10 protein-coding genes are annotated in these 7,788 nt (G+C 69.0%); 4 read left to right on the top strand and 6 right to left on the bottom strand.

The annotated features are described in order from the left end of the window. On the top strand, positions 1-203 hold a 203-nt coding region (locus ABZY89_RS26965; protein ID WP_355232209.1), incomplete at its 5' end, for a hypothetical protein. A 371-nt stretch (positions 204-574) separates the two neighbouring features. On the opposite strand, the gene ABZY89_RS26960 is transcribed toward ABZY89_RS26965, so the two are convergent. From ABZY89_RS26960 to asnB, 6 genes are all read right to left on the bottom strand, one after another. Continuing rightward, on the bottom strand, positions 575-910 hold the full coding sequence (locus ABZY89_RS26960; RefSeq protein ID WP_355232207.1) for a metalloregulator ArsR/SmtB family transcription factor: 336 nt from the start codon (positions 908-910) through the stop codon (positions 575-577). A gap of 4 nt (positions 911-914) precedes the next feature. Next, positions 915-1,556: an SRPBCC family protein gene (locus ABZY89_RS26955; protein ID WP_355232206.1), complete on the bottom strand. Its 642-nt coding sequence runs from the start codon at positions 1,554-1,556 to the stop codon at positions 915-917. A gap of 43 nt (positions 1,557-1,599) precedes the next feature. Further along, positions 1,600-2,538 (bottom strand): hypothetical protein, encoded by a 939-nt coding sequence (locus ABZY89_RS26950; protein ID WP_355232204.1) that lies wholly within the window; start codon positions 2,536-2,538, stop codon positions 1,600-1,602. Beyond that, a complete protein-coding gene (locus ABZY89_RS26945; protein ID WP_355232202.1) occupies positions 2,531-2,758 on the bottom strand; it encodes a hypothetical protein in 228 nt (75 codons plus the stop codon). The genes ABZY89_RS26950 and ABZY89_RS26945 overlap by 8 nt, the downstream gene beginning before the upstream one ends. Before the next feature lie 81 nt (positions 2,759-2,839). After that, the gene (nadE, locus tag ABZY89_RS26940; protein ID WP_355232200.1) at positions 2,840-3,847 is read right to left on the bottom strand and encodes an NAD(+) synthase; all 1,008 of its coding nucleotides are present in this window, start codon (positions 3,845-3,847) and stop codon (positions 2,840-2,842) included. Next, positions 3,844-5,862 (bottom strand): asparagine synthase (glutamine-hydrolyzing), encoded by a 2,019-nt coding sequence (gene asnB / locus ABZY89_RS26935; protein WP_355232198.1) that lies wholly within the window; start codon positions 5,860-5,862, stop codon positions 3,844-3,846. Before asnB ends, nadE begins: the two co-directional genes overlap by 4 nt. A 181-nt stretch (positions 5,863-6,043) precedes the next feature. On the opposite strand from asnB, the gene ABZY89_RS26930 reads away from it, so the two are divergent. The 3 genes from ABZY89_RS26930 to ABZY89_RS26920 are packed head-to-tail and all read left to right on the top strand — an operon-like array spanning position 6,044 to position 7,777. Next, positions 6,044-6,319 carry an acyl carrier protein gene (locus ABZY89_RS26930; RefSeq protein ID WP_355020352.1) on the top strand — a complete coding sequence of 92 codons (276 nt, stop codon included), beginning with the start codon at positions 6,044-6,046 and terminating at the stop codon, positions 6,317-6,319. Then, on the top strand, positions 6,309-6,938 hold the full coding sequence (locus tag ABZY89_RS26925) for a serine acetyltransferase (RefSeq protein ID WP_355232196.1): 630 nt from the start codon (positions 6,309-6,311) through the stop codon (positions 6,936-6,938). The genes ABZY89_RS26930 and ABZY89_RS26925 overlap by 11 nt, the downstream gene beginning before the upstream one ends. Continuing rightward, positions 6,935-7,777, top strand: coding sequence for a glycosyltransferase (locus ABZY89_RS26920; protein ID WP_355232194.1), 843 nt, complete (start codon positions 6,935-6,937; stop codon positions 7,775-7,777). The genes ABZY89_RS26925 and ABZY89_RS26920 overlap by 4 nt, the downstream gene beginning before the upstream one ends. Positions 7,778-7,788: the final 11 nt, after the last annotated feature.

The raw sequence follows: 7,788 nt of genomic DNA, 5'->3' as shown, positions 1-7,788 counted from the left end.
CCATCACGATGGCGCCGGCGACCACACCCTGTGCCGGGGTGACCCCGCTGAGCCGCACCGCGACCCGGGCCAGCGGCCAGATCGTGACCATGCTGCGCCGCACGGCGCCGGACGCGGGGGTCGAGAGCTGGTTCTTCACCGCCAACGACGACTCCGGCGGCGGCACCTTCCAGGTCATCCACTCCGGGTCAGTGGGGAACTGATGACCCTGCCGGCACCGAACCCGCCCCGCCCAAAGCGACGGCCCACTTGTGAACGATTCACAAGGTCCCGCCCACTGCCATAGGCGCCCATGAGGCACCGACCCGTCCGCACACGACCAGCCCATAGCCCCAAGCCCGCACCCAACTGAATCCGCTGCGCCACACTCTCGCCGCCGACCCGATACAGGCCAGATCTTTCTCGATCGGGTGCCGGGTCAAGGATCGCCGGAGGCGACCGGCGAAGCCGGCGGCCGAAGGCCGTCCTTGACGCGGTGCGCGATCGAGAAACAATCGAACCAAGGGTCGGCGGCGAAACACTGAAACGAAACCACGGCAACTTCGGCGCGCCCTCCCGAGACCAACGCGCGGCTTCAGTCCCCCGTAGAACCCTCCCGACGCCCACGCCGAATCTCCGTGTCGAGAGCGTCGAGGTGCTGGGTCCAGAAGCGGCGGAAGGGGGTGAGCCAGGCGTCGACCTCGGCCATGGGGCCGGTGTCGAGGGAGTAGATGCGGCGGGTGCCGTGGGGGCGTACGTTCGCGAAGCCGTGTTCACGCAGGACCTTGAGCTGCATGGAGACCGCCGGCTGGCGGATGCCGAACTCGGCCGAGATGGTCTCGACGATTTCGCCGGAGGTGAGGTCGTCGTCGGCGAGGAGCTCGAGGATGCGGCGGCGTACGGGATCGCCGAGGACGTCGAAGGCGTGCAAGCGGCTACTCCGGCATCGCGGTGTAGGCGGCGACGCAACGTTCGCCGGCGGCACGAGCCTGGTCGGGGAAGGTGCCGAAGGCGATATCGGCCTCGACCCAGGCGGCGGCGGAGCCCTTGGTGTGCTCGATCATCGCGGGCAGCGCGTCGGGGGACATCGGGTCCATCTTCTCGGCCTCGGGGGCGGAGAGGTGGAGGGCCAGGCCGAGCAGCATCTGCTCCCAGCCGATGCCGACGGCGCTCGGGCCGAATTCCTTCCACTGCTCCGGCGGGACGGGGGCGGAGTGCTCGAGACGGAGCAGCGTACGGCCGCCGGAGGCGGTCAGGGTCGCGTCGACCCAGGACATCATGTCGCCGTAGGCCCAGGTGATCGAAAGCAGCTTCGGGCGGTCGCAGGCGAGGATCTCGCCGCCTGCGTTGCCCTCGAGCTGGTAGCGGCCGCCGACCTCGAAGTCGCCGGTGACCGGCATCAGCCAGCGCGGGATGCGCTCCTTGGTGGTCAGCGCGTCCCAGACCTCGTCGGGGTCGGCGTCGTAGCTGCGCTCGACGACGAGCACGCGCAGCTCTTCGCCGCCGCGGGTCGTGGTGGTCAGGGCGCGGTTCACGGCGCCGAGGTGGTCGGCAGGGATGAAGGGTGGTGTGCTCATGCCTGCCGACGTTATATCAACGTAACTTGATATTCAACCCTGATCATCCGACGGGCAGGTGCGCCTCGGGCCCGACGAACCGGAACGCGATCTGGAGCTTCTTGAGGCTCCGAGGGTCCGGCGTCGACTTCGCGCCGGTGCCGCCCGTCTTGATCTCGAACTTCTTCCAGGTGGCGAGGGTGGCGCTGTCCACGATGCCGTTGACCACGAGGTCCGAACCGGTCTTGGCGTTGAGCGCGTTCTGGATCCAGCCCACACCGTTGGTGCGGATCCGCTTGCCGTTGCGGAGCCCCGCGGCGATCTGGAACTGGTGCTGGACGATCGCCAGGTTCGACTTGGTGTTCTTCGGCTTCCACACGGGCTTGGCCTTCGATCTCGCGTACGCCGCGTAGTCGAAGATCGTGGCCCTGATGTTGGCGGGGTGCCAGCTCTTGTCACTGCCTTCGCCGTGCTGGCCCTTGAGGCCGAACGCGTGGTGCAGGTAGTCCTCGAGCTGCGAGCTCGTGGCCTGGAAACCGAAGAGCGCCGAACCCCCGTCGACGTACTTCCCGACGGTGACCCCGAGGTCGCGGAAGTCGTCGGTCCGCACGACCCCGGACTGTGGCGGCAGCGTGAACCCGTGGATGTGGTGGCCGAACGCCGGCGGGAAGCGGTACCAGCAGGCGTACCCGAGCGCTCGTAGCCACTTCTCCTGGGTCCTCCAGTTGACGCCCGGGATGTGCAGGTCGGTGCAGGCGTCGTGGTCGTGGGTGCCCGCGGACGCCCTGACGGTGTTATTGAACGGCGCCTGGATGATGACGATCCTGGTGCCGAACTTCTTCTGCGCAGCGGCGTCGATCGCGCACAGGTGCGCGATGGTCCGAGCCGATCCCTTGACCTGCTTGCCGCTCGAGGTCGTTCGCGACCACAGCGCCAGAGCGGTCTGCTTCGGTGGGTCGTTCCAGTCGATCGGCTTGCCGTTGAGGGTGAGCATCTCACTCATAGATCAGGTCCTCCGGAAGATCCTCGGCAGGGATCATCGCGTCGGTGCCTGCGGTCTCCGCAGCCTCGCCGTCCTCGGTGTCCTCGTCGAAGATGTTGATAGCGGTGACGGCCTCGTCGATCTCGATCTCGAACGCATCGATCATCGGTTTGGCATCGGCGTCGGAGAGACCGAGTGACAGGTCTACGATCTCGCCGGGTTCTGGTGACGGTTCGGACATGGAACCTCCTGGGTTCTGGGTGGGACATGTCTCCACCCACCCTGTTCCGGTCACCGCACGGCGAGCCGCAGCCTCCGAGATCTACCTAGGACTGGCGATCTCGGCGACGTCTTCGACGAGCATCGGAGCGGCGTGGAAGTAGGCGGTCGTACGCCGCTTCTGCTCGATGTCGCGGTAGACGCGCTCGACCTGCTCGACGGTGAGCCCGGTGGCCTCGGCGACCTCGGCGGTCGGGACGTCGTGGTTGAGCCCGTAGAGGCACAGGTCCATCCGCTGGTAGGGCAGCGAGAAGTAGAACTCCTCCTGCGACTGCTCCAGGGAGTAGGTGTCGGTGGTCGAGGGGCGGGCCTGGATCTCCTCGGGTACGCCGAGGTGGGCGGCCATCGCGTAGACCTGCGACTTGTAGAGATGCGCGATCGGCTTCACGTCGGCGGCACCGTCGCCGAGCTTCACGAAGAAGCCCTGGTCGTACTCGAGCCGGTTCGGGGTGCCGGCGACGGCGTAGTTGAGCCGGTCGGCGTGGAAGTACTCCAGCGCCTTGCGGGCACGCTGCTTGAAGTTGGTCGCGGCCACGATCTCCAGGTAGGCCTCGGTCGTGAGGCGGTGCGTGCTCTGCGTGCCGGACGGGTCCTCGACGACGACCGAGAAGAGCCGGAACGCGTCGGAGTCGACCACGCTGGGCAGCACGATCTTCGACTTCCACCCCTGCCCGTACGCCGGCACGACCCGCCGGATCGCGTCGTCCCGCCGCTGGTAGGCGCCGAGGCCGACCAGGACCGGGGAGATGTCCTCGAGCACCGAGTCGATCCCCAGGGCGTCGGTCAGCTTCGTGCTGAACCCGATCGTGTCGTCGGAGGACTCCTGCTCGGGCATGTGCAGCGCGAAGACCCGATCCGGGCCGAGCGCCTTGACCGCCAGCGCGGCGACCACGCTGGAGTCGATCCCGCCGGAGACACCGAGCACGATGCCCTTGCGTTTGTTGGCCACCAGATAGTGGCGGATCGCCTCGCCGATCCGGTTCGCCTCCGCCTCCTCGTCGAAGCGGAGCGTCTCCAGTCCGTACGCTGCGTTCTGGCTGGTCGTGGTCATCCTGAGGTCCTTCCGGTGGGCTCGAGGCCGGTGGTCTCGAGAGTGGTGTCGAAGACGGTGAGAGGGGCCGGCGGTGCGGCCGATGAAGTCGGTGCGGTGAGCAGCTCGCTGTGCAGCAGCTGGGTGGACAGGACGGCGACCAGGCGCATGTTGTCGGTGTTGCCCAGGCCCCGTCCGCCCGTCCTCCGGGCCTTCTCCAGCAGCCGCTGGACGAGGTCCGGCCGGAAGACCCCGGCGGCCTCCAGTGCGGTGCCGGAGGTGACGTCGAAGACCCAGTCCGGGGTGCCGCCGGCGAAGAACGCGGCCGCATCAGGCGCCCGGTAGGGCTGCTTGGGACGACGCAGGATCTCCTCGGGCACCAGGTCGGCGAAGGCCCGCTTGAGCAGGTGCTTCTCGTCCATGCCCTGGATCTTGTGCTCGGCCGGGACCCGGCCGGCGAGCTCGGCGACGTGCGGGTCGAGGAACGGGAACCGGCCCTCGACCGAGTTGCCCATCAGCATCCGGTCGCCCTGGGAGGCCAGGATGTAGCCGGGCAGCAGGGTCGTCATCTCCAGCCACTGGGCGCGCGCGACCGGGTCCCACGAGGCAGCCGAGGCGGGCATCGCGTCGACGACGCCGGCCGCACTGCCGCCGACCGACCGGATCTCGGGCCGCAGCATCGAGGCCAGCACCGCCGTGGAGTCCCACCGCGGGCGGTGCGACATCGCCAGGTCGTCGGCTGAGAGGTTTCGGGAGAAGAAGCTGCGTGCGAACGCCGGCGCCTGGTTGGGCGAGCGGTGCATCCACGGGTAGAGCTGCTGGACAGCCGCCTCGGCAGCCTCCGGGTCCCGCAGCCACAGGTCGCGGATCTTGGCCTCGCGGAAGATGTCGTAGCCGCCGAGCACCTCGTCGGCGCCCTCGCCGGTGACGACCACCTTGAAGCCGGCCTCCCGCACGAGCCGGGAGAGCAGGAACATCGGCGCCGGGGCGGTCCGCAGGAGCGGGGACTCGGCGTGGCGTACGACCTGGGGGAAGACGTCGGCGATGTCGCGCTCGCTGACCACGACGTCGTGGTGGACGGTGCCGAGCCGCTCGGCCATCAGCGTCTGGAAGCCGCCCTCGTCGAACTCGGCCTCGGCGAACCGCAGCGAGAACGTGTGCAGCGGCGCCGATGTGAACCCTGCAATCGCGCCCGCCGTGACCGCGGAGTCGATCCCGCCGGAGAGGTACGCGGCCACCGGCACGTCGCTGCGCTCGAACCGCAGCCGGGTGGCGGCCATCAGCGTCGTACGCAGCGCCTCGGCGTTGGCCTCCAGGTCGGTGAGCTCCTCGGCCCCCGCCGGCGGGAACGAGGGCGCCCAGTAGCGGCGCTCGACCTCGACGCCGTCGCGGAAGGAGAGGTAGGAGCCCGGCGGCACCTGCGCGATGTCCCGGAAGACGGTGCGCGGGGCGACCGCCGACCACAGCGTCAGCACCTGGTCCAGCCCGGCCGGGTCCAGCTCGCGCGGGACGTCGGGGGAGGCGTACAGGGCCTTGAGCTCGGAGGCGAAGAGCAGCTGCCCGGCGGCGCGCGTGTAGAAGAGCGGGCGGACGCCGAAGCGGTCCCGGGAGAGGACGAGCGTTCCCGTCCGGCGGTCCCAGATCGCCAGCGCCCACTGGCCGTTGAACCGCTCGAAGCAGCCCGGCCCCCACTCCTCCCAGGCATGCACGATGACCTCGGTGTCCGAGCGGGTGTCGAACACGTGGCCGCGGGAGCGGAGCTGGGCGGCGAGCTCGACGTGGTTGAAGATCTCGCCGTTGAAGGTGACCCAGACCTGCTCGCTCTCGCCTGAGGACCGGCACGTGCGGCCGGTCATCGGCTGTGTGCCGCCGACCGTGTCCACGATCGCCAGCCGGGTGTGGCCGAGCGCGACCCTCTCGTCGCGGTAGTAGCCGCTGCCGTCGGGGCCACGGTGGGCGAGAGCGCCCAGCATGTCCCGCACGAGGGCAGGGTCAGGCGCCTCGGTGCTGCTCAGCACCCCACAGATCCCGCACATGGCGCTCCTCGATCGATCCCGGACGGTGCCCGAAGGTTTGCTCGCGCAGGCAGGTCAGGGCATCGGGATAGCCCCGTTTATCACCCAATGTCGGCATCTCCGGGCCCGATTTCGGCTCCCGACCCGCTTCGGCTGACAGAACGGAGGGCATTCGTAGACCGTTCACAAACAGGGAGATGTGATGGCGGACGTACAGCGCACGATCGAAGGCTTCATCCTGGACAGCCTGCTGCTGGGTGATGAGACCCGGCTGCCCGGGCCTTCGGAGTCGCTGGTCGAGTCGGGCGTGATCGATTCGACCGGGATCCTGGAGCTCATCGAGTTCCTCGAGGCGGAGTTCGAGATCTCCGTCGACGAGGCCGAGACCGTGCCCGAGAACCTCGACGGGGTCGCCAACCTGGTGGCGTACGTCGGCCGGAAGACAGCGGCCCAGGATCGAGAGAGCCTTGCTAGTTGACGGAGCCCCGGCGACAGGCGACTTCGACGTCGACCTGGCCAAGATGTACGCGATCGTCCTCGACGGTCCGCGTACGTCTCGGCTGTCCAGGCTGCGGTTCTGGCTCTTCGACTACGAGCTGCACTGCGTCGCCTGCTATCGCTTCGGACGCTGGGCGACCCGGCTGCGCACCCGCAACCGCCTGCTCGGCGTGCTCGCGCTGGGGGTCTACTGGTTCTGGAACCGACGCAACATCCGCGTCCATCACGCCGACATCTTCCGGCGCGCCGACATCGGGCCCGGGCTGCTGCTCATGCACCGCTCGGGGATCATCGTCGGCCCGGCCGTGGTCGGCAGCAACTGCGTCCTCCACCAGAACGTCACCATCGGCCAGCGCATCGCCGACGGCGACCAGGGCCTGCCCACGATCGGCGACGACGTCTGGATCGGTCCCGGCGCGGTGATCACGGGCGCGATCACGGTCGGCGACGGCTGCACGATCTCCGCCGGCACGGTGCTGTCGAAGGACGTTCCGCCCCACAGCCTCGTCTGCGGCAATCCCGGCCGGGTCATCGCCAAGGACTACGACAACAGCAACATGATCAACTTCGTCATCCCCAGCGCGGAGCGACCATCATGATCGCGAGCGTCGTGGTGCCGGCGCACAACGAGGCCAAGGGGCTGTCGGAGAACCTGACGGCCCTGCTCGACGGCATTCCCGAGGGGGCCGTCGAGGTGGTGGTCGTGTGCAACGGCTGCACCGACGACACCGCCGCAGTGGCCCGGAAGGTCCCGGGCGTACGCGTCCTGGAGATCGCCGAGGCCTCCAAGGCGCGCGCGGTCGAGGTCGGCAACGCCGCTGCGGTCGCCTATCCGAGACTTCACCTCGATGCCGACGTACGCCTCACCGGCGCCGACCTGCTCCGGCTGGTCGACGCGCTCGAGGAGGACGGGGTGCTGGCCGTCGCGCCCGGGCGGAGCATCCCGACCGAGCGCTCCTCCTGGCCGGTCCGTGCCTACTACCGGGTGTGGCAGGCCCTTCCAGCAGTACGCAGCGGCCTGTTCGGCCGCGGGGCCTTCTGCCTCACCGCCGAGGGCCAGGCCCGGGTCGCCGCTGCCACCGGTTCGGGGGCGAGCCTGATGAACGACGACCTGGTCGCCTCGGAGCTGTTCGCGCCCGCCGAGCGCCGCGTCGTCACCGATGCGACCGTGGTCGTGAGGCCGCCGCGTACGGTCAAAGACCTGGTCAGACGCAGGATCCGCGTCGCGACCGGTAACGCTCAAGCCGACGCCCATGGTGCTCGGCACGGATCCACCTCGTTCTCGGATCTCCTCACGCTCGGGCTGCGTCAGCCTGCGATCGGACTTCGGGTTCCGGTCTTCATGACAGTCACCCTCGTCGCCCGGATGCTCTCCCGCAGAGCTGTTCGGACCGGCGACTACACCACCTGGTTACGCGATGAGAGTTCGCGAGCCTGATCCGAGAAGGA

The organism is Nocardioides sp. NPDC006303, assembly GCF_040613175.1.
Taxonomy (GTDB): domain Bacteria; phylum Actinomycetota; class Actinomycetes; order Propionibacteriales; family Nocardioidaceae; genus Nocardioides.
The sequence above is the reverse complement of the archived record's forward strand: the minus strand, read 5'-3'. Positions and strand labels throughout refer to the sequence as shown.